This is a genomic window from Allobaculum stercoricanis DSM 13633 (assembly GCF_000384195.1).
Classification (GTDB): Bacteria; Bacillota_I; Bacilli_A; order Erysipelotrichales; family Erysipelotrichaceae; genus Allobaculum; species Allobaculum stercoricanis.
In genome coordinates this window covers 1,763,235-1,782,460 of sequence record NZ_KB913034.1, presented here as the reverse complement: position 1 = coordinate 1,782,460, position 19,226 = coordinate 1,763,235, and the positions used below count along the sequence as shown (strand labels likewise).

Genomic DNA, 19,226 nt, shown 5'->3' with positions numbered 1-19,226 from the left:
CAACGACAAGGAAGGTAAAAACTTATGTTTAATTTTTTTAAAAAAGAAGAATTCAAAGTGGTTAGTCCTGTGGATGGAACTTTAGTTCCAATCGAACAAGTACCAGATCCAACGTTTTCTATGAAACTTATGGGAGATGGATTTGCAGTTAAACCTTCATCCAATACAATTTGTGCTCCAATTTCTGGCAGAATTGTCACGATGTTTCCAACAGGACATGCAGTGGGAATTAAAAATAAAGATGGAGTGGAGTGTTTAGTCCATATTGGCCTGGAGACTGTTAATTTGAATGGAAAAGGATTTGAAATTTTCGTCAGCCAAGGAGATAAAGTTAAAGCAGGCGAACCATTGGTTCAAGTGGATAAAGAAGCAATGGAAGAAGCAGGTTACAATTTAATTACAATGGTCGTTATGACAGCAGGCTATGATAAAGCGATTGAAGTGGATGAAAGAAAATGTGTAACAGGGGAAAAAATATTGTGATGAATCCAATTTATAATCCATATTTACCATCATGGGAATTTGTTCCAGATGGTGAACCGCATATTTTTAATGATCGACTCTATATCTACGGCTCGCACGATCGATATGGTGGGGATAATTATTGTGAAGCTCACTATACTGTATGGTCGGCACCATTAGAAGATTTGTCTGATTGGACTTGCCATGGTATGTCGTATGATGCCAAAGATGATCCACACAATGAAACAAAAAAACGCAGAATGTTCGCACCAGACGTGGTTGAAAACAAAGGTAAGTATTATTTGTATTATGGGTTGGATGATTCTAAATATATATCTGTTGCAAGCGCTGATTGTCCTGAAGGACCATTTACATATTACGGAACCGTACATTATCCAGATGGAACCGAATGGTCCGATCGCGAAGGGGATACGAATTGTTTCGATCCAGGGGTTTTTAAAGATGATGATGAAAAGATTTATCTCTATTCTGGATTCTCTTTTACACAAGAAGTAGCCAAACGGATTCAAGCGAAGATGAAAGCAGAGGGAATTAAAGAAGAACTTGCTATAAATACAAAGGGAAGTATGGTTGCTGAGCTTGAAGAAGATATGCTGACGATTAAAGGGAATCCAAAACCTCTACTTCCAGGAGAATCGAATGCTCCAGGAACTGGTTTTGAAGGACATGAGTTTTTTGAGGCTTCATCAATGAGAAAATTCGATGGCTGGTATTATGCGATTTATTCTAGCTCGAATGGTCATGAACTCTGCTATGCAATGTCGCGCTATCCTGATCGTGGTTTCGAATATAAAGGTGTGTTACATTCCAACGGAAATCTAGGGGTTAGTGAAGAACCTCAATTCGATTATGGAAACAACCATGGATCTATTGAAAAAATAGGAAATGATTTTTATGTTTTTGGCCATCGTCATACGAAAGATACGCAATATCAGCGACAAGGAGTCGCAGAAAGACTATACCGTAATCCTGACGGAACATTTGATCAGGCGATGATGACGAGTCAAGGCTTATATGGCAAACCACTTCCAACGACGCAAAGTTATCCAGCCTACATTACTTGTTATTTAGTTGGTCCGAATGGCGCTGGAAGACAAGATGAAAAATTTAAAGATTTGAGCCGGCCTCAAATTCTCCTTGAAAACAAAATAGGCTATGTTTCTTGTTTTGCTAAAGGGACTCAAGTTGGTTATCGTTATTTTGAAATGCAACAGGATACATATATCGGTGTGAAAGTACGAGCAAATCAAAAATCTAAATTGTACATAAAAGCCACGCCAACTGCCGAGCCGTTTGCGAGCATTCAAATTCAAGCAAGCCCAATTCCTGTTGTGTTCTGGGCAGATCAACCATATTCTAAATCAAAAGCAGAAGTCTATTTTGAAACTGCAGAAGATGGCAAATTAGATTTGTTTGAAATTGTATTCAAGGCAAAAATTAAGTAAAAAATTAAGTAAAGCATAAATTATAGTGAATAATTAAGTTGATCAACTTAAGATAATGCATTGACAGCGCTTTCTCAAGTCGGTATCCTGTAGATGATCTCAATATAGAAGGAGTGTAAGAACATGAAAGCAATTCGCAATATTAACAATAACGTTGCGGTTTGTTTAGATGACAATGGATTCGAAGTAATCGTAATGGGTAAGGGTGTTGGTTTTGAAAAGACGCCTCACGAAGTGGCTTTGAAAGATATTGATCAGACTTTCTATAACATATCTGCTCATTATGTCTCATTACTTGATGAAGTTCCTGAAGAGGTTCTTGAAATCACCCGCTTGATTGTACAAAAAGGACAACAGTATTTAAAAATGGAAGTAAAACCTTCCTTCCTGTTCTCTCTTTGTGATCATATTCATTTTGCGATAGAGAATACGAAAAAGGGGCTGATTCTCAGTAACCCAATGAGTCATGAAATACCGCATATGTATGAAAAAGAGTACAAAATGGGCATGTGGGCTGTAGATATGATTCGTAAAAAAACGGAAGTAAAGCTTCCTCGAAGCGAAGCTGCGACAATTGCCCTTCACTTTGTGAATGCGAGTCAAGATGTGAAAAATCCAGAACGAAATGAAATTGACCGTTTTGTTGAGGACATTACCGATATCATTGAAAGTGAATTGAATATGATTATCGACCGTGAGGAATATAACTATTCACGTTTTGTTACCCATTTGAAATATTTGTTAAAAAGAACCAATACGTTGAATAAAACAAGTGTGGAAAATGCCAAGATGTTTGATAAAGTCTATGCGACTAATCTTAGACTTCAATCTACATTAAATAAATTAAAAATATATATTACAGCAGCGTTAAAAGTAGAACCTTCTAAAGATGAATTGCTCTACTTATTAATCCATCTCAATCGAATGATTGCGAGTGAAGGAATGTAACTGAAAAGGCATCACCCGAATCTCATAAAAAGCAAGATAATTGCGTTTTTATGTCGATTCGGGTTTTCTTTTACCTTTTTTAAGGGAAAGGAAGGCTAAGCAGACTCCCTTCGAATCAAATGACCATTAATCATGACGCGTGTGGTGTTCTTGTCATGGGTTTGTATTAGATTTAACAAGATTTGAACGGATACAGAAGCCATGTGGTTTTTAGGAATTTGATATGTCGTTAAAGAAGGATCAATTAAAGAGGAAATTGGTAAATTATCCATTCCTATGATCGCAATGTCATCAGGGATTTGATAGCCACGTTCCTTAAAAGCTTTGATTGCTCCGATGGCAATCGCATCATTATCCGCGAAATAACAAGAGGCAAGTGGAGCTTTTTGATCGATCAATTTCAACATATCAGTATAAGCACCTTCAATAGTGGGTGATAACGAATGAACGATGCTTTGTGAGGGAGAAAAGTGATGTTTGCGTATGCATTGATAGAAACCAGAAGAGCGTTCTTCGAAATTGACAATCTGCTGGCAAGATTGTAGATAGCCAGGTTGGCAATGTTGCTTTGTGATCAAATAATCAGTCGCACTAAAAGCAATCGCAGTATTGTTGATTGTCACGCTATTCAAATCGATGCTAGAAAAAAATGTATCTAACAAAACCATAGGCTCTTTGATGGTTAAAAATGGTTCTAGTTCATGTAAGGATAACGTGGTTCCTAAAAGAAAAATTCCTGCGTAACGAAGTTGATTAATCACTTTAATTTCATACTCAAGATTATCGTCGTCATGAATTCGATGGGTGATCAAATTATAACCACATTTCTTAAGTTCAAATTCCAGGTTTTTGACAAGCTCGTTAAAAAAAGGCGGATCAAAAATGAAATTTTTGTAACAAAAGACTAGAGCAATTGATTTTGATGGATTGTGTTTAGCTTCGATTCTCGAAAAGTCATATCCCATTTCACGTGCTGTATTGATTATAGTATGCCGCAGTACATCGCTAACGCCGTCTTTGTTATTCAAGGCCATAGAGACCGCTGCAGCAGAAACTCCAAGTTTATTTGCAATTTGTTTAGCAGTGACGCGCATGAAAATTACTCCTTATTTTCAGATGAATGTGGGTTAATGTCATGAAAATCATAGAAGAGCAGTATTCAAATCGCAAATAAAAAAAAGAAATATCGAAACATTATTGAACAATAAATTGAATTTATTCAAAAGAAAGGAAACAACCAAGATGAAACATGCAGTTGTAAGAATTGGACTTGCTCCAACAAGACGTTCAATTTTTTCCGCACCAGCAGCGGAAGAATACGCGAATAAAACGCGAAATCGTCTTCAGGAATTAGGAGTTGAATTTGTCGACATTGATGATATCGCAAGTGATGGACTACTCCATGATGATCAAGATCGAATTGCGATTGCGCAAAAGTTTAAAGAAGAAAAAATTGATGGTTTGTTCTTTCCTCATGGCAATTTTGGAACGGAATATGAGGTGGCAAGATTAGCGAAAGAATTGAATGTTCCTGTGCTTCTTTGGGGACCACGCGATGAACGTCCGGATGAAAAAGGAATTCGCTTACGAGATAGCCAATGTGGGTTGTTTGCTACTGGAAAAGTTTTACGTCGCTTCAAAGTGCCATTCACTTATCTTTGCAACTGCAATTTAGAGAATCCGGAATTTGAGCGGGGAATCAAAAATTTCTTAGCAGTTTGTAACGTAGTTAAAGCGTTCCGTAATATTCGTATTTTACAAATTGGACCAAGACCATTCGATTTTTGGAGCACGATGTGTAATGAAGGGGAATTACTCGAAAGATTTAATATTCAACTTTCACCAATTCCACTAGCAGAATTGACAGCAACGATGAAAAAAGCCGATCAAGAGGAAGTGGATCAAATCATTGAATACTGCCGTGACCATTTTTGTGTTCAAGTGAAAGATGAAGCATTAGAACAAATCGCACGTTTAAAATGGGCTATCCGTCATCTAGCAGATCAATATGGCTGTTGTGCAGGCGCAATTCAGTGTTGGAATGCGTTACAACAAGAGATCGGGATCATGCCATGTGCCGCAAATAGCTTATTAAATGAAGAAGGATTCCCTGTTGTTTGTGAAACGGATATCCATGGTGCAATTACAGCGATCATGGCAGAAGCTGCGGGGATGAACGATAACCGGACGTTTTTTGCGGATTGGACAGTTCGTCATCCAGATAATGAAAACGGTGAATTATTACAGCATTGTGGGCCATGGCCAATTTCTTGTGCTTCTTGTAAACCTACAATCGGATACCCACTCGCGTTTGATCATCCAGGAGCTGTTGAAGCACCAGCAAAATTGGGTGAATTAACACTATGTCGCTTTGATGGCGATAATGGAGAATATTCCATGTTAATGGGGAATGCTAAAGGGATTGAAGGTCCTTATACAAAAGGCACGTACATGTGGGTTGAGGTAAAAAATTGGAAACGTCTTGAAGCAAAAATCGTAGAAGGCCCTTATATCCATCATTGTGTGGGTATTCATAAGGATGTTGTTCCAGTTTTATATGAAGCATGTAAATACATCGGCGTTCAAGCTGATCTCTATGATGATAATGAAGAAGAAATTCGTGCATATATCCGTGGCGAATAAAGCATAAAAGAGGGATTGAAAATGAATGAATTGACAAGAAAAAGCTATGAGCTCAGAAAAGATATTCTTGAAATGATGTGGCTGTCCAAGGCAGGACACATTGGTGGGGATTTGTCTGTCATTGATATTTTAAATGTTCTTTATAATGCGGAAATGAATGTGACACCAGAAAATTTTAAAGATGATAACCGAGATCGCTTCTTATTAAGTAAAGGTCATTGTGCGGATGCACTGTATGCAGTTCTAGGAATGAAAGGTTTTTTTGATCGTCGTGAAGCGATTGAAACATTCTCTCAGTATCAATCTGCATTTATCGGACATCCAAACACGGATATAAATGGGGTTGAAATCAATTCTGGATCTCTTGGCCATGGTTTATCTATTGCCGTTGGGATGGCGATTGCAGCAAAAAGAGATCGTAAAGATTTTCGCACTTATGTTGTTTTGGGCGATGGAGAACTGGCAGAAGGATCTAACTGGGAAGCGTTTATGGCGGCAAGCCAATATAAACTCGATAATCTTTGCGCAACACTTGATTTAAATGGATTACAGATTTCTGGAACAACGGATGAAGTAATGTCTACTGCATCCGTTCACGATAAAGCTGTTGCATTTGGTTGGAATGTAATCGAAGTCCAAGATGGAAATGATTGCGGTCAACTAGTTTCTGCTTATCAAAAAGCAAGAACAGTAAAAGGAAAACCAACTTTAGTCATTGCTCATACTGTGAAAGGAAAAGGCGTTTCCTTTATGGAAAATCAGGTGAAATGGCACCATGGAGTAATGAGTGAAGAAGAATATAAACAAGCAATGTCCGAAATTGAGGAGGTATTAGCATGAGTACGCAAAGCAATCGTCAAGTCATCTGTGATGTATTAATCGAAGAAGCCCAAAATAATGCCAATCTGTTCGTGGCTTGTTCCGACTCGCGTGGATCGGCAAGTTTAACTCCATTTGCAAATGCATATCCAAATCAATTTGTTGAAGTGGGGATTGCGGAACAAAACCTTGTTGGTATTGCTGCAGGTCTTGCTTCTTGTCATAAACAAGTGTTTGCCGCTTCTCCAGCTAGTTTTTTAACGACGCGCAGTTATGAACAATGTAAAGTCGATGTTGCCTACTCGCAAACGAATGTAAAACTCATTGGGATTTCTGGTGGTGTCAGCTATGGTGCACTAGGAATGACGCACCATTCTTGCCAAGATTATGCAGCAATGGGTGCGTTAACAGGAATGCGTGTTTATAGCCCAAGTGATGCTCAATTAACTCGTTGTTTAGTGCAAGAATTGCTCAAAGATGATCAACCTGCGTATATTCGTGTATCACGTAGTGCTTCTCCAGATGTATATGAAGGAAATCTTGATTTTGTTCTTAACAAAGCGAATGTTCTTTGTTCGGGAAGTAAAGTTTTAATTGTCGCAAATGGCGAAATGGTTTTCTATGCGAAAGAAGCAGCGGCGCGTTTAAACAAAGACGGAATTTCCACAGGTGTCATCGATATGTATTGTTTGAAACCATTTGATGAAGCAACACTCCTTGAACAAGCTAAAGATGTTGATTTAGTGGTGTCTGTAGAAGAACATTCGCAATATGGTGGACTGGGAAGTCGCGTGGCGCAAACACTTTGCCATCATTTACCAAAAAAGCTGATTGAAATTTATTTGCCAGATGAACATTTGATTTCAGGAACGAATAAAGAGGTATTTCAATATTATGGCTTAGATGCAGATGGCATTGAAAAGGCAGTGAGAAATGCGTTATGAAATACGTATTAGGCATTGATCAAAGTACTCAAGGGACAAAAGCTGTTCTTTTTGATCAAGAGGGTCAAATCATCGCCCGTGCAGATTGTAAACATAAACAACTGATTGATGAGAATGGTTATGTTTCTCATAACTTAGAGGAGATCTATCATAACGTCATCGAATCAAGCCGAAATGTGATCGAAAAAGCAAAAATTGATCCGGAAAATATTGTGACAATTGGTATTTCTAACCAACGAGAAACAACTGTTCTCTTTGATGGACAAGGAACGCCTTTAGCCGATGCAATCGTTTGGCAATGCAGCCGATCTGCTTCGACTTTGGAAAATCTAAACTTCAGTGAAGAGGAGGCAGAACAAGTTCGCAAAACAAGTGGGCTAGTGCTTTCGGCATATTTCCCGGCTAGTAAAATACGATGGTATTTAGATACATTAGATCTTCAAAATCGAGAGGATCTTCATTTTGGAACAATAGATACTTGGGTTGTCTATAAACTGACAGGTCAATTCAAGACAGATGTATCAAATGCCTCTAGAACACAATTGTTTGATATTCATAAGCTGCAATGGTCCGATTCATTATGTCAACGTTTTGGAATCGATCCAAAATGGTTACCAGAAGTTTGTGATTCTAATGCCAATTTTGGCATGACGGATTTAGATGGCGTATTACCTCATTCTGTTTCAATTCATGCCGTAATGGGAGATTCTCATGCGGCTTTATTTGGACAAGGGTGTCATGAAAAAGGAAATGTAAAAACAACTTTTGGTACGGGAAGCTCGATCATGATGAATATCGGAAGTGAGTATCAAGAAAGTAAACAAGGATTAACAACCTCCCTAGCTTGGCAAATCGACGGTCAAACAAATTATGTTTTTGAAGGAAACATTAACTATAGTGGAGCAGTGATTACTTGGATGTTAGATGATTTGGGACTTATTGATAACAGTGCCCAATCTGAACAATACGCATTGGAAGCAAATCCTCATGACGAAACAATTTTAGTTCCAGCTTTTTCGGGCTTGTCAGCCCCTTATTGGAACGAAAATGCAAGAGCAATGTTAACAGGAATGAGTCGCACAACCACAAAAAAAGAATTAGTTAAAGCAGGATTAGAAAGTATTGATTATCAAATTGTAGAAATTCTTAATGCAATGGCAAGTGATAGTCATTTACCTTTACGGGAAGTGAAAGTAGATGGTGGACCAACTAAAAATAAATATTTGATGCAGTTTTTATCAGATATGGCACGCAGTACTGTTCGTGTCAGCAAACAAGAAGAACTTTCCGCAATTGGTGTTGCATATCTTGCGGGGATGAGTGCAGGTCTGTATTCGAAAGAACGTCTTTTTGTCCATCGAGATTACATTGAATATGTGCCTCGAATGTCCAATGAACTATGGAGAGTGCGGATGGAAAGATGGTACGATGCTATTGAAAGAGTTCAAAAAGAAAGGAAAAAGGGAGCTTTTCATGTTGACGATTACAAACGATCATAAAAACTTTCTCAAAGACGGAAAACCGTTTTTCTACTTAGCAGATACTTGTTGGTCCGCATTTACAAATATCACAGATGAAGAATGGGACTATTATCTAGAAAAAAGAAAAATGCAGGGATTCAATACCCTTCAAATTAACATTCTTCCACAATGGGATGCATCCGCAACGGAGTTAGATTGGAAACCATTTATCGATGATGATCCAATGTGTTTGAATGATTCTTATTTCGAACACGCAAAAGAAATGCTTCTTCAAGCAAAAGAAGAAGGGTTTGAATTAGCCCTTGTCGTGATGTGGTGTAATTACGTCCCAGGAACATGGGCAAGCAATATGTTCAAAAAAGGAATTCTGCCTTTTGAATTTATCAAGCCATATGTCAAGAAAGTACATGAAACATTCTCCGATTTAGATCCAATCTATATTGTGAGTGGGGATACTGATTTTCCATCAGAACAAACAGAAAAGTACTATATTGAAACAGCTAGAGAACTAAGAAAACTTGCGCCAAAGCATTTGTTCACGACGCATATTAAAGGACGTTATTCCTACATTCCAAAAGAATTGGAAGAGTTAATCGATATTCGCTTTTATCAAAGTGGTCATAACGCAAAAGATTTAACAATGCCATATTCGTTAAGCGAAAAAATGCAAAAAGAATATCCACTGGTGAAACCTTTGATCAACTCAGAACCTTGTTATGAAGAAATGGGTTATTCAGGAAATCAATATGGACGATGGAAGCAATATGATGTTCGTCGTGCTGCATGGGTCAGTGTGTTATCTGGAGCTAGCGCTGGGGTAACTTATGGAGCTGCGGGAATTTACAGCTGGCACAAGACGAAAAAAGAGTTTGGATCCCTTTTAGGAGAAGGATTTGACCGACCAAAAACATGGCAAGAAGCAATGAGTTTTCCTGGGGCGTGGGATTACGGTTTCTTGGCACGAATAATGAAAGAACGTTCCATTACTCCAAGACAAGATATGTTGGATAATGCAACAACAGATATTCGTGTCGCTAAGGATCAAAAAGGGGAATTACTGATCTATGTCCCTTGTAATACACGAGTTCGTTTGAACTTAGATCAAGACTATGAATTTATTGCAATTGATTTGAAATATAAAAATGTAGCTGATTTGTCTGTAGAGAAAAAAGGACTTCTCACTTGTATTTCTATGCATCCATTTAGTGAGGATGCATTATATATCGGTAAGTTAAGTTCAAAATAATTTTATTTTTATTCCTATATATAGTAATAAAGCAACCAAGTCTGGAGTTTGATCCAAGATATTGGGTGCTTTTTTTTGGGGTTTGGTTCACGAAGACAGAAAATTGCATGTTCTTTCTTTATGGTCGTTTTTTACATTTGCTTAATATGCAATGTATTGGTAGGATATATCTAGTTTTGAATACTAGATCAATTGACTATAAAAACCACGAATATATTTCATGCAGGGAGGACAGTTATGATTAAAATCATTACGGATTCATCTTCATTATTTTCTCAAGAACAAGCGCTAGAAAAAGGGTTTAACTCTTTACCTTTACATGTCGTAGCAGACCAAAACAGCTATCGTGATTACGAAGAAATTGATTCTAAAAATTTCACTGAATTAACAAAAGATGCAGTTAAACTTTCTACTTCACAACCTTCTGTTGGTGAAAAGATGGAATTATATAATGAGATTTTAAAAAATCCAGACGATCAAATTTTAGATATTACAATTACGGATAAAATGTCGGGGACACATCAATCGGCATTGATGGCCAAAGAAAGTTGTGATGACCCATCTCGAGTGACTGTATTTGACAGTACGACACTTTGTGGAACGCATCAACATATGGTTTTAAAAGCACTAGAAATGCGTGATGCAGGTTGCACACTCGATCAAATTGTTGAGGCTTTAACGAAAGCGACAAAACACGTCGCAAGTGGTGTTTGCGTTTTAGATTTAAATCATGTTGTTCGTGGTGGACGCTTACCTAAATCTGCTGCCGTTGCTGGAAACTTATTAAAAGTGATGCCTCTTGCTGTTATTGGCGATGAAGGTACATTGAAAGTACATGGTGTTGCCCGGACTTGGAAAAAAGTTTTTGAATCATTTGATCGCTTCCTGGAATCAAAAGGAATGAATGAAAATTGGACATTGTATATTACACATGCCAATAATCCACAAGTCGCTCAAAAAGCAAAAGATTGGTATCAAGCCAAATATCCAAACATGAATATTGTTGTTCAAGTACTAGATGCGATGTTTATGGTTCATGGTGGTGAAGGCTGCATGGCCTTCCAAGCAATTGAAATGTAAAACGCGCTCATTTCATAAATTTATAGGGAATCATCCGAAGGGAATGTGTTTCTCTTCGGATTTTTTTACGACGAAAATGTAACAAATTTCAGAAAACAAAATGAAAATACTTTTGTTTTGGGCTTGGACTTGTTACTTTCTATATACATAGAAAGAAGAGGACAAGCGATATGTTGAAACAAAACTTACATACCCATACTTGTTTGGACCATGGCAAAGACAGCGTAGAAGAAATGGTTCAGAGCGCCATTTCAAAAGGTTTTACAACACTTGGTTTTTCGGGGCACGGAACGAATAAACCCCTTGCTCCTACTTCAATGAGTGCAGAACATCAAAAGCAATATAAACAAGAAGTTCTTGCGGCGAAAGAACAATACAAAGATCAAATCGAAATCTATTTAGGCATTGAACAAGACAGCATGGCGCCATTTGAAGATGCAGATTTCGATTATAAAATTGGCAGTGTCCATTATATGAAAAAAGGGGATCGTGCAATTCCGATCGATGAGACTCCGGAAATATTCGAACAAATTCGGGATGAATTTTATGATGGCGATATTCAAAAAATGGTCAAAGCTTATTATCAAAGTATCGAAGATATGATGGATGAGCAACATTTTGATATCGTGGGCCATATTGATTTGATCACAAAGTTCAATGAACAAGAAACTTATTTTAAATTCGATGATCCTTGGTATTTAGAGTGTGCCTTTCATGCGATTCAAAAAGGAATTGATCAAGGATTCATCTTCGAGATGAATACTGGTGCAATCGCTAGGAAAAATCGTCTGACTCCCTATCCTGCACCTCAGCTGTTAAAGTATATGGCTAATCATCATGCTAAATTGGTGATCGATACAGATTGCCATAATCGCGAGTATTTGGATTGTGCAATGGATGAGTGCATTCAACGAGCTAAAGAAGTGGGATTTCATTCATTAATGAAATTAACGAAGGATGGATTTGTTTGCGAACCCATTGAATCCTACGAAAAATAGAATGAACAAAACAAAATAGACTTGAAGCAAATCGTTTAGATTGATTCAGGTCTTTTTTATGATTAAGGCTTAAATAAGGTAAAAATGCCTACAATTAGGGATTGTCTTAATCGTTGGAAATGTTAGACTAGGAAAGCGACTATTTTTGAATGGCTTGATTTTGTGTTCGATTTTAGATAAGAAGATCTTGTAAGAGCACAAAATGAAGAAAGAAAGGGGAATCTCAATATGGAGCTTAAAATTTCTGACCATTTTACATACTCGAAATTATTGCGATTCACATTTCCGAGTGTTGTGATGATGGTCTTCATGTCCCTCTACACGATCGTAGATGGATTTTTTGTTTCTAACTTAGCAGGGAAAGACGCATTTACTTCACTAAACTTAATTTGGCCAGCAGTTGGTTTGCTTGGGGCATTCGGTTTTATGTTTGGAACCGGGGGAACAGCGCTTGTTTCTAAAACACTAGGCGAACAAAAGAAAGAATTAGCATGTGAGTACTTCACCATGATTATGGTGTTCGAAGTCATTTTAGCGATTGTCGTTTCGGCGATTACGATTGCGATGATTGTTCCGATTTGTCATTTAGTTGGAGCAACGGAAGATTTGATTCCCGGTTGTATTGCTTATGGTGTCCCATTGTTGGCGATGCAAATGTTTATGTATTTATCGAATAGCTATCAATCTTTTTTGATTGTTGTAGGAAAAGCAAAGTTAGGTTTATGCATTACGATTATTACGGGGCTATCCAATATGATTTTGGACTACGTTTTTGTGGGTGTCTTCCAAATGGGCGTTTTTGGCGCTGCTTTAGCAACGGGAATGAACTGGATAATTGGGGCAACGATTCCAACTTGGTGGTTTTGGAAACATCAAGAAGCGGATATCCATTTCACGAAATTTAAATGGCGCTTTAAAGAATTAGGGAAAGCAAGCTTTAATGGTTTGAGCGAAATGGTTTCAACTGTTTCGATGAACTTAATTGTTCTTTTATATAACTTGTCTTTGATGAAAATGGCAGGACCGGATGGGGTTGTCGTTTATGGCGTCATTCAGTATTTATCATTCCTTTTCGCCTCTGTCTTTTTAGGATATTCGATGGCCATTGCCCCTTGCGTTGGCTATCAATATGGTGCGAAAAAGCCTAAAGAGTTAAAAAACTTATTGGTCAAATCGATTTCGTTGATCGCTATTTTCTCGGTTATGACGGTAAGTCTGGCTTACATGGGATCTTGGCAATTGAGTGCAATATTCGTTTCGTATTCAGATCACTTGATGGAAATGTGCGAAATGGCGATCCGTATTTATTGTTTAGGATTCTTAATGGCAGGAATGAATATTTTTGCCTCAGGATTCTTTACCGCTTTAAACAACGGTCCAGTTTCGGCATTGATCTCTTTGTTGCGAACATTTGTGTTCCAAGTTGGATCGATTTTGATTATGCCGCAATTATTTGGCATAAATGGAATTTGGAGTGCAACGGTTGTAGCCGAAGCACTTGCTTTAGTTGTCAGTCTAGCCTTCCTTTTTGGCATGAGAAAACGCTATTCTTATTTCTAAAGAAAAATAGAATCCAAATAAAAACGCCACTTCTTTTCAATAGAAGAGAGTGGCGTTTTTGTATAGATTAATCGTTAAGGTTTTGTCGTTTTGTCGGGGTTCAATAACTCTTTTTGTTCAAAATCACTTTGCAAAGAATAATCGATAGGGATTTCGATCTCTTGCATGGATGTTTTAGATTTTGTTTGTCCTAAAGCTATTTTTTGTTGTAGACGTTCACTTGTCGTGGCGAGTTTTCTTTTGGAATAGAAGAAAAAGCGGGTAATTGTTGAAACGCTCAAAATGCCAAGACAAAGCATGCCGGAAACAGATAAGACATGAACGCCTTTCATTAAACCGGCAAGAGTATTTCCTTGCGAGAAATAGACCATCATTTCATAAGCACCACCACCAGGAACTAAAGGGATCAAGGCAACGGCAGTAAATGTTGAAACAGTTGTTTTCATTTTTCGCGCAAAGATTTCGCCACAAATACTTAAAGCGACAGCAGCGATGAAATTGGCAATGGAATCATTAAAGCCACAATACAAACACAGCTGATACATGAATCCGCCAATGCCGCCGGTTAGTCCGGCTAATAATAAGGAAGTGCCACGGACGTTAAACAAAACGCCAAAGCCGATGGAAGGGAGAAGTGCTCCGATCAAACCTTTCCAGATTAATTGGTAAAATAGCGCATCCATTTTAGTACCCCATGATAAACAAGCCGGCAATTGCGCCAAGGGCAATGGCACAAGCGACTAATACTGATTCTGTTAATAAAACAAGTGCTGAGAGTGGTTCGCCCATAACGGAGTCTCGTAAAGCATTAGTGATCATCAGTCCAGGAACCAACAACATGATGGAGGAAATGATCATTGTATTCACATTGCAAGGTGGATAAATGAGATGGGCAATCACTGAAAGAATCGCAATGATGAGCGATAAAGAGGCATTGACGATAAAAGGGTTGATTGCTAATCGATCGAGAAGGACCGATAAATAACGGGTAATTAAGCCGATTCCGAAGACAAAGACCATTTCAATCAGCGTTCCTCCAAAGAAAATCACAAACCCGGCAGCCCCGATTGCACCCCATAAAGCGGTTGTGAAGTCGGAGTAGTTGGGTAAGTTATCGATTTGATTGAGATGTTCATTAATCTCGGCTGCTGAATAATGATGAAGTTCAGATTTGCGGGATAAATCATTAATCGCATTGACGATGGACAGATTGCGTTTTGAATCTTTCATACGCGCAATGCGGGTGACCGTTTGTCCTTGATATTCAATAGAACAAATGATGCCTGTAACAGTGACATAAGCAATGCAGGAATCAACGCCAGGAATCGCATGACCAAGGCGGGTCATCGTCTCTTCCACACGATAGACTTCTGCACCACTACTCATTAAAAGTGTTCCAGCACGTAAAATAGCACATACCCCTTCTTGCGCTTTAGTGCGCGCAAGTTCAGAGGCAGTTGGTGTAGAAATTTCCATGTAAAAACCCTCATAAAATCACGATTTGAATAATCGTTGGTGCGTATCAATTATACGGAATTCAATCCAAATATGTATCTGAATTGTAAACAAAAATGAGATTTCATCTAAAAGAAAGAACGAATAAAAGGTAGGGTCGCTAAAAAAAATAAAAAAATCGGTATATGGAGATTGTGGTGAAAGGGGTTAAAATATAGAGGCTCGTTCGTTATACTGAAAGCAATGAGTGTTCGAACAAGGCATCACAAAGGGAACAAAATCGAAATGATGATGCAGAAAAGAACCTATAGAAAGAGAAGGAAAATTGAATATGAGTCAAAAAATTCGTTTAGGTCTTTCTTTATATCCAGAACAAGAAAGTTTAGAAGATATTGAATCTTATTTAAAGATGGCAAGCGAACGTGGTTTTACAAAAGCGTTCACTTCTTTATTCTCCGTCCAAGGAACCAAAGAAGAAATCATTAATTACTTTAAAAACTTCACAACAATTGCGCATCGCTATGGCTTTGAAGTAGATGGAGATGTCAATTCCGCATTCTTTGAAATGATGGGTGCTAAAGCAGATGACCTATCCGTGTTTAAAGAAATGGGAATCGATGTTTTACGCATGGATGCCCCTTTCTATGACGAACGGGATGCAATCCTCGTCAATAACAATGAAGGCATTATGATCGAATTCAACACCTACATGAAAGGTGTTATCGACAATGCCGTTGCCAATGGAGGAAATCCTAAAAACATTTGCACTTGTCATAACTTCTATCCACAACGTTATACTTGCCCAGCATTAGAAGATGTAAAAGAAGAAAACCTCCAACTTGCTGATTATCCAGTAGCAATGTTTATGAGCTCCCAAGAAAAAGGAACACATGGACCATGGCCAGTATCGGATGGATTACCTACAGTTGAAGAACATCGAAATATCCCAATTGAAACGCAATTAAAACATATGGTTGCCTTAAAATCAGTGGATGAAGCATTGATCGGAAACGCATTTGCTTCCGAGGCAGAATTAGATGCAATTCAAAACATGATGAATAAAATCTATTTCCATTTAGAATCTTATGATCCAAATGTGGAAGAAGATGCCATGCTTGCAGCAGTGAGAAAAATTTTACCTTCTGGCGATTTAACACGTATTCCTTTAACAATGGTTTTAGAAGAAGGCGTCAGCGATCTGGAAAAAGAAATGTTATTTGATTTCCCATTACATAGCGTTTCTGGGGACTCTTTGAACTATATGTTACGTTCTCGTTTCCCACGCTTCTTATGTAAAGGAAAAACAATTGATGTTCGTCCAGTCGAAAAACCATTCTTTGAAAAAGGGGATGTCGTGATCGTTAATGATAATTGCCGTCATTATGGTGGTGAAGTTCAAATCGTCATGAAACCGATGGAAAACGATGGTCAAAGAAACTTAGTTGGACATATCGTTGCCGAAGAACTCTTTATCTTAGATGAATTAAAAGGAAACGATTTGTTCTCTTTAGAAGTGAAATAATGAGTATTTTTCGCAAAGTGAAAGATCAGCCACACGCAAATGTGTGGCTTTTTTTGAACTTTAAAATTGGTTGGGGTTTAGATAACCTTGCTTTTAAATTTTCATGAGGTCTTTCTAAACTTCAAACATTTTACAGCGAAAAGTTCAGTCTATTTCTTCGCTATTTTTCTATAATCTTATTTCCATGAAACTTTTTTATGTAAATCCAGGTTCATTACACCAGGAAGAACGCCTTGTTCAATGTAGTTGTAAAGCGTTTTTTCGCAGATTCCAAGTTCAGGATGTTGTTGAATGATGACATAAGGAGCAACATTTCGGTTCAGGCATTCTTTTACAGTTTCAGCCATCTGATTCGCTTGTGATGAAGTCATGTTCACGCCTAGCCGGCTGTCTGACAGTGTGTATTTATATTCAGAGTCAGCTTGTTCGGCTGAGTAAAAACACTTGTCGAGTTTACACGTTCTTTGGAATTTGCAGCCATTACACACACCAACCGCGCGAACTCTGCTCTTGCAGGGGATAGGCACTTTCTTTTCTTTACAAGCCTCTGGACAGTAATGATTGAATCCACACTGGCTGATATGGATACAATCGTAAGTTCCTTTTGTTCGGCCGAATGAGGACTTGTATGGCTTTTTTACGGTATGTCTTTTAACTTCCTTACAGATTGTTGATTTGTCTTTGCCTAGAGTATCGACAATGGATTTTCGAGTGGAGCCGTTGTTTAAACCAACTTCAATGATTTTGCGTTCTTCAAGAGTGAGATGTGCTTGTTTAGCCATGATCGTTACCTCCGTTAAGTTACAGAGGGGGTAGACAATCACAGAATGATAGATTGTAAGAGTAAAATCCACTGTCTATTGAGTGGAATTTACTTTTACACTTTGCGAAAATTATTTTTTTGTTTCAAAATGTTTATCAATTATAGAAACAAAACTTTTAATCAAATATAAGTATGATAAAATGATAAATAATAGTAATGCTTTATTTACGATATTTTCACTTTGTATTTCACGTGGACATAAATGAATAAAGGAGGATAGATGTATCTATATGAAAAAAATGTTTATGTACGCTTTGTGTTTATCATTATCAATGATTTCAACGGTTTCAGAAAGTTCAGTAAACGCTATTGGTTTCAATAAAACAGAAGAATTAAAAATCCTTGGGGAATCAATGACTTTTAATACAAATATTGATAATGATTTCATTATTTATGAATCTTTCACTGAGAAAGGTGAAAAAAATGTTTTTGTCTATGACAGAAAAGACAAAACAGCCACTTTAAATGGAAAAGATATCAATTTAAAATTTGAACAATTTGTTGACTCAAGCTTAGTAGAAAGCAACCTCCAACATGCAACTGGTGCTTATACACCTATTTATATGACAACTCAAAGCATTTCTTTTGATGAAGTTGTGAATAGTATCAGTGCTATTGCAACAGTAATTGGCGGAGTAATTGCAGTAGCTTCACTTACTGGTCTTGCTTTACCAAGTATCGCAGGCGTAATTAGCAATTGGGCTGGAGCTGTTGGTTTGGGTTCTCTAACGGCTGGATATTATTGTTCAGGAAATTTTTCATACAAATTGTATCGAACAAAAGATCCAGTACAGTTTGGTGAAGCATCATGGCCTCAAATAGCGTATCGTTATCAAGATAGCAAAGTTAATTTTACAGTAAAGAATAAAACGATGTACCATAGTTATAACAAGATAGGGTCATGGTGGTATGGAAGTAAACCATTTTAAGCTTTTGATAACTGCAGTATTAATCATAATTGATTTTTATCTACAAAAATATCTTAGAATTAAGGGAGAGATTTTTGTAGAAATAAATAAATATAAATTTCGTTGTGCAATTGCAGGAATTTTTCTAGTGTCCTTAATATATCTAATCGAAAATAAGAAGTATCTATTATCAATTTGTTGTTTAAGTTTGCTAAGAATAATTGACAAACTGCTATACATTTATAAAAAACGCATGTTTTGAAATATGTAAAACCTGAATTATTCACAAAAAATCTCAAATTAAGTTATGTTAATTTTTCTAATCAAATCATTTAAACTAACTATCGTTAGCAGGCATCGACTAAGCATGAAAGTTGATGCCTTTTAATTAGAGACTCTAAAATTTGTTGAGATTTAGATAACCATGCCCTGTAAATTTTCATGAGGTCTTTCTAAGACTCAAACATTTTATAGCGAAGAATTCAACCTATTTCTTCATTGCTTTTTCTGCTATTTCTTTTTATCGGTTCCGAACTATAAGGAACTTTATTGAAAACATATAGGACTCGTTTTCTAAATCGATCCCAGTTCGTATACCTGTTCACATTATTATTGATCTATTTTAGATTTTATTTCGATTATCGATCATGGAAGAATTTGTGGCAGAAATATAATAATTTTCTTTCCAAGAGATATTAGAAAAAACATATATTTTGGTCGGGTGGATATTTTGCTTGTAGTATAGAAGAAGTATCATACGCGACCATTCAAAGATATATCAAATCACAAGAGATCGGTTGTTCCCTTCCCCTCCTAAAGGAAGTGGGATTATGCAACCTAAAAATTTTATGAATAGAGCAATACAAGAAAA

The 19,226-nt window shown here is 37.3% G+C and carries 18 protein-coding genes; 14 read left to right on the top strand and 4 right to left on the bottom strand.

Annotated elements, in window-relative coordinates; translation table 11 throughout:
• Positions 1-24: 24 nt before the first annotated feature.
• The 3 genes from ALLST_RS0108290 (at position 25) to ALLST_RS0108280 (ending at position 2,876) form a co-directional block, all read left to right on the top strand.
• Positions 25-483, top strand: a complete 459-nt coding sequence (locus ALLST_RS0108290) for a PTS sugar transporter subunit IIA (RefSeq protein ID WP_019893703.1) — start codon at positions 25-27, stop codon at positions 481-483.
• A complete protein-coding gene (locus ALLST_RS0108285) occupies positions 483-1,928 on the top strand; it encodes a family 43 glycosylhydrolase (RefSeq protein ID WP_019893700.1) in 1,446 nt (481 codons plus the stop codon). The genes ALLST_RS0108290 and ALLST_RS0108285 overlap by 1 nt, the downstream gene beginning before the upstream one ends.
• Positions 1,929-2,051: 123 nt before the next feature.
• The gene (locus ALLST_RS0108280; RefSeq protein WP_019893699.1) at positions 2,052-2,876 is read left to right on the top strand and encodes a PRD domain-containing protein; all 825 of its coding nucleotides are present in this window, start codon (positions 2,052-2,054) and stop codon (positions 2,874-2,876) included.
• Between the two features lie 95 nt (positions 2,877-2,971).
• On the opposite strand, the gene ALLST_RS0108275 is transcribed toward ALLST_RS0108280, so the two are convergent.
• Positions 2,972-3,970 carry a LacI family DNA-binding transcriptional regulator gene (locus ALLST_RS0108275; protein ID WP_019893698.1) on the bottom strand — a complete coding sequence of 333 codons (999 nt, stop codon included), beginning with the start codon at positions 3,968-3,970 and terminating at the stop codon, positions 2,972-2,974.
• Positions 3,971-4,118: 148 nt separating this feature from the next.
• On the opposite strand from ALLST_RS0108275, the gene ALLST_RS0108270 reads away from it, so the two are divergent.
• The 8 genes from ALLST_RS0108270 (at position 4,119) to ALLST_RS0108235 (ending at position 13,647) form a co-directional block, all read left to right on the top strand.
• Positions 4,119-5,519 (top strand): L-fucose/L-arabinose isomerase family protein, encoded by a 1,401-nt coding sequence (locus ALLST_RS0108270; protein WP_019893697.1) that lies wholly within the window; start codon positions 4,119-4,121, stop codon positions 5,517-5,519.
• Between the two features lie 21 nt (positions 5,520-5,540).
• The gene (locus ALLST_RS0108265; RefSeq protein WP_019893696.1) at positions 5,541-6,359 is read left to right on the top strand and encodes a transketolase; all 819 of its coding nucleotides are present in this window, start codon (positions 5,541-5,543) and stop codon (positions 6,357-6,359) included.
• A complete protein-coding gene (locus ALLST_RS0108260) occupies positions 6,356-7,282 on the top strand; it encodes a transketolase family protein (protein ID WP_019893695.1) in 927 nt (308 codons plus the stop codon). Before ALLST_RS0108265 ends, ALLST_RS0108260 begins: the two co-directional genes overlap by 4 nt.
• The gene (locus ALLST_RS0108255; RefSeq protein ID WP_019893694.1) at positions 7,279-8,781 is read left to right on the top strand and encodes an FGGY-family carbohydrate kinase; all 1,503 of its coding nucleotides are present in this window, start codon (positions 7,279-7,281) and stop codon (positions 8,779-8,781) included. Before ALLST_RS0108260 ends, ALLST_RS0108255 begins: the two co-directional genes overlap by 4 nt.
• Complete coding sequence (locus ALLST_RS0108250) at positions 8,756-10,009, top strand: glycoside hydrolase family 140 protein (RefSeq protein ID WP_019893693.1); 1,254 nt, start codon at positions 8,756-8,758, stop codon at positions 10,007-10,009. The genes ALLST_RS0108255 and ALLST_RS0108250 overlap by 26 nt, the downstream gene beginning before the upstream one ends.
• A gap of 237 nt (positions 10,010-10,246) precedes the next feature.
• A complete protein-coding gene (locus tag ALLST_RS0108245; RefSeq protein ID WP_019893692.1) occupies positions 10,247-11,089 on the top strand; it encodes a DegV family protein in 843 nt (280 codons plus the stop codon).
• 170 nt (positions 11,090-11,259) lie between these two features.
• Positions 11,260-12,087, top strand: a complete 828-nt coding sequence (locus ALLST_RS0108240) for a histidinol-phosphatase (RefSeq protein ID WP_019893691.1) — start codon at positions 11,260-11,262, stop codon at positions 12,085-12,087.
• A gap of 228 nt (positions 12,088-12,315) precedes the next feature.
• Complete coding sequence (locus ALLST_RS0108235; protein WP_019893690.1) at positions 12,316-13,647, top strand: MATE family efflux transporter; 1,332 nt, start codon at positions 12,316-12,318, stop codon at positions 13,645-13,647.
• A 74-nt stretch (positions 13,648-13,721) separates the two neighbouring features.
• Here the strand turns inward: ALLST_RS0108235 and ALLST_RS10560 are convergent, their stop codons facing one another.
• Positions 13,722-14,330, bottom strand: a complete 609-nt coding sequence (locus ALLST_RS10560) for a threonine/serine exporter family protein (protein ID WP_019893689.1) — start codon at positions 14,328-14,330, stop codon at positions 13,722-13,724.
• A gap of 1 nt (position 14,331) precedes the next feature.
• On the bottom strand, positions 14,332-15,123 hold the full coding sequence (locus ALLST_RS0108225; RefSeq protein WP_019893688.1) for a threonine/serine exporter family protein: 792 nt from the start codon (positions 15,121-15,123) through the stop codon (positions 14,332-14,334).
• Between the two features lie 310 nt (positions 15,124-15,433).
• Here ALLST_RS0108225 and ALLST_RS0108220 point away from each other — a divergent pair, with 310 nt between their 5' ends.
• The gene (locus ALLST_RS0108220; protein ID WP_019893687.1) at positions 15,434-16,624 is read left to right on the top strand and encodes a MupG family TIM beta-alpha barrel fold protein; all 1,191 of its coding nucleotides are present in this window, start codon (positions 15,434-15,436) and stop codon (positions 16,622-16,624) included.
• Between the two features lie 176 nt (positions 16,625-16,800).
• On the opposite strand, the gene ALLST_RS0108210 is transcribed toward ALLST_RS0108220, so the two are convergent.
• Positions 16,801-17,406 (bottom strand): helix-turn-helix domain-containing protein, encoded by a 606-nt coding sequence (locus tag ALLST_RS0108210; protein ID WP_019893685.1) that lies wholly within the window; start codon positions 17,404-17,406, stop codon positions 16,801-16,803.
• A gap of 271 nt (positions 17,407-17,677) precedes the next feature.
• On the opposite strand from ALLST_RS0108210, the gene ALLST_RS0108205 reads away from it, so the two are divergent.
• Positions 17,678-18,376 (top strand): hypothetical protein, encoded by a 699-nt coding sequence (locus tag ALLST_RS0108205; RefSeq protein ID WP_019893684.1) that lies wholly within the window; start codon positions 17,678-17,680, stop codon positions 18,374-18,376.
• A gap of 687 nt (positions 18,377-19,063) precedes the next feature.
• Positions 19,064-19,207, top strand: a complete 144-nt coding sequence (locus ALLST_RS11835; RefSeq protein WP_211215134.1) for a transposase — start codon at positions 19,064-19,066, stop codon at positions 19,205-19,207.
• Positions 19,208-19,226: the final 19 nt, after the last annotated feature.

What these genes read in the sequence shown, in the direction of transcription:
- ALLST_RS0108245 (WP_019893692.1), top strand. Translation starts at nt 10,247, where the DNA reads ATGATTAAAATCATTACGGATTCATCTTCATTATTTTCTCAAGAACAA.
- ALLST_RS0108250 (WP_019893693.1), top strand. Translation starts at nt 8,756, where the DNA reads ATGTTGACGATTACAAACGATCATAAAAACTTTCTCAAAGACGGAAAA.
- ALLST_RS0108240 (WP_019893691.1), top strand. Translation starts at nt 11,260, where the DNA reads ATGTTGAAACAAAACTTACATACCCATACTTGTTTGGACCATGGCAAA.
- ALLST_RS0108210 (WP_019893685.1), bottom strand. Translation starts at nt 17,406, where the DNA reads ATGGCTAAACAAGCACATCTCACTCTTGAAGAACGCAAAATCATTGAA.
- ALLST_RS0108255 (WP_019893694.1), top strand. Translation starts at nt 7,279, where the DNA reads ATGAAATACGTATTAGGCATTGATCAAAGTACTCAAGGGACAAAAGCT.
- ALLST_RS0108285 (WP_019893700.1), top strand. Translation starts at nt 483, where the DNA reads ATGAATCCAATTTATAATCCATATTTACCATCATGGGAATTTGTTCCA.
- ALLST_RS0108270 (WP_019893697.1), top strand. Translation starts at nt 4,119, where the DNA reads ATGAAACATGCAGTTGTAAGAATTGGACTTGCTCCAACAAGACGTTCA.
- ALLST_RS0108235 (WP_019893690.1), top strand. Translation starts at nt 12,316, where the DNA reads ATGGAGCTTAAAATTTCTGACCATTTTACATACTCGAAATTATTGCGA.
- ALLST_RS0108290 (WP_019893703.1), top strand. Translation starts at nt 25, where the DNA reads ATGTTTAATTTTTTTAAAAAAGAAGAATTCAAAGTGGTTAGTCCTGTG.
- ALLST_RS0108275 (WP_019893698.1), bottom strand. Translation starts at nt 3,970, where the DNA reads ATGCGCGTCACTGCTAAACAAATTGCAAATAAACTTGGAGTTTCTGCT.
- ALLST_RS0108205 (WP_019893684.1), top strand. Translation starts at nt 17,678, where the DNA reads ATGAAAAAAATGTTTATGTACGCTTTGTGTTTATCATTATCAATGATT.
- ALLST_RS0108220 (WP_019893687.1), top strand. Translation starts at nt 15,434, where the DNA reads ATGAGTCAAAAAATTCGTTTAGGTCTTTCTTTATATCCAGAACAAGAA.
- ALLST_RS0108260 (WP_019893695.1), top strand. Translation starts at nt 6,356, where the DNA reads ATGAGTACGCAAAGCAATCGTCAAGTCATCTGTGATGTATTAATCGAA.
- ALLST_RS0108225 (WP_019893688.1), bottom strand. Translation starts at nt 15,123, where the DNA reads ATGGAAATTTCTACACCAACTGCCTCTGAACTTGCGCGCACTAAAGCG.
- ALLST_RS0108265 (WP_019893696.1), top strand. Translation starts at nt 5,541, where the DNA reads ATGAATGAATTGACAAGAAAAAGCTATGAGCTCAGAAAAGATATTCTT.
- ALLST_RS0108280 (WP_019893699.1), top strand. Translation starts at nt 2,052, where the DNA reads ATGAAAGCAATTCGCAATATTAACAATAACGTTGCGGTTTGTTTAGAT.
- ALLST_RS10560 (WP_019893689.1), bottom strand. Translation starts at nt 14,330, where the DNA reads ATGGATGCGCTATTTTACCAATTAATCTGGAAAGGTTTGATCGGAGCA.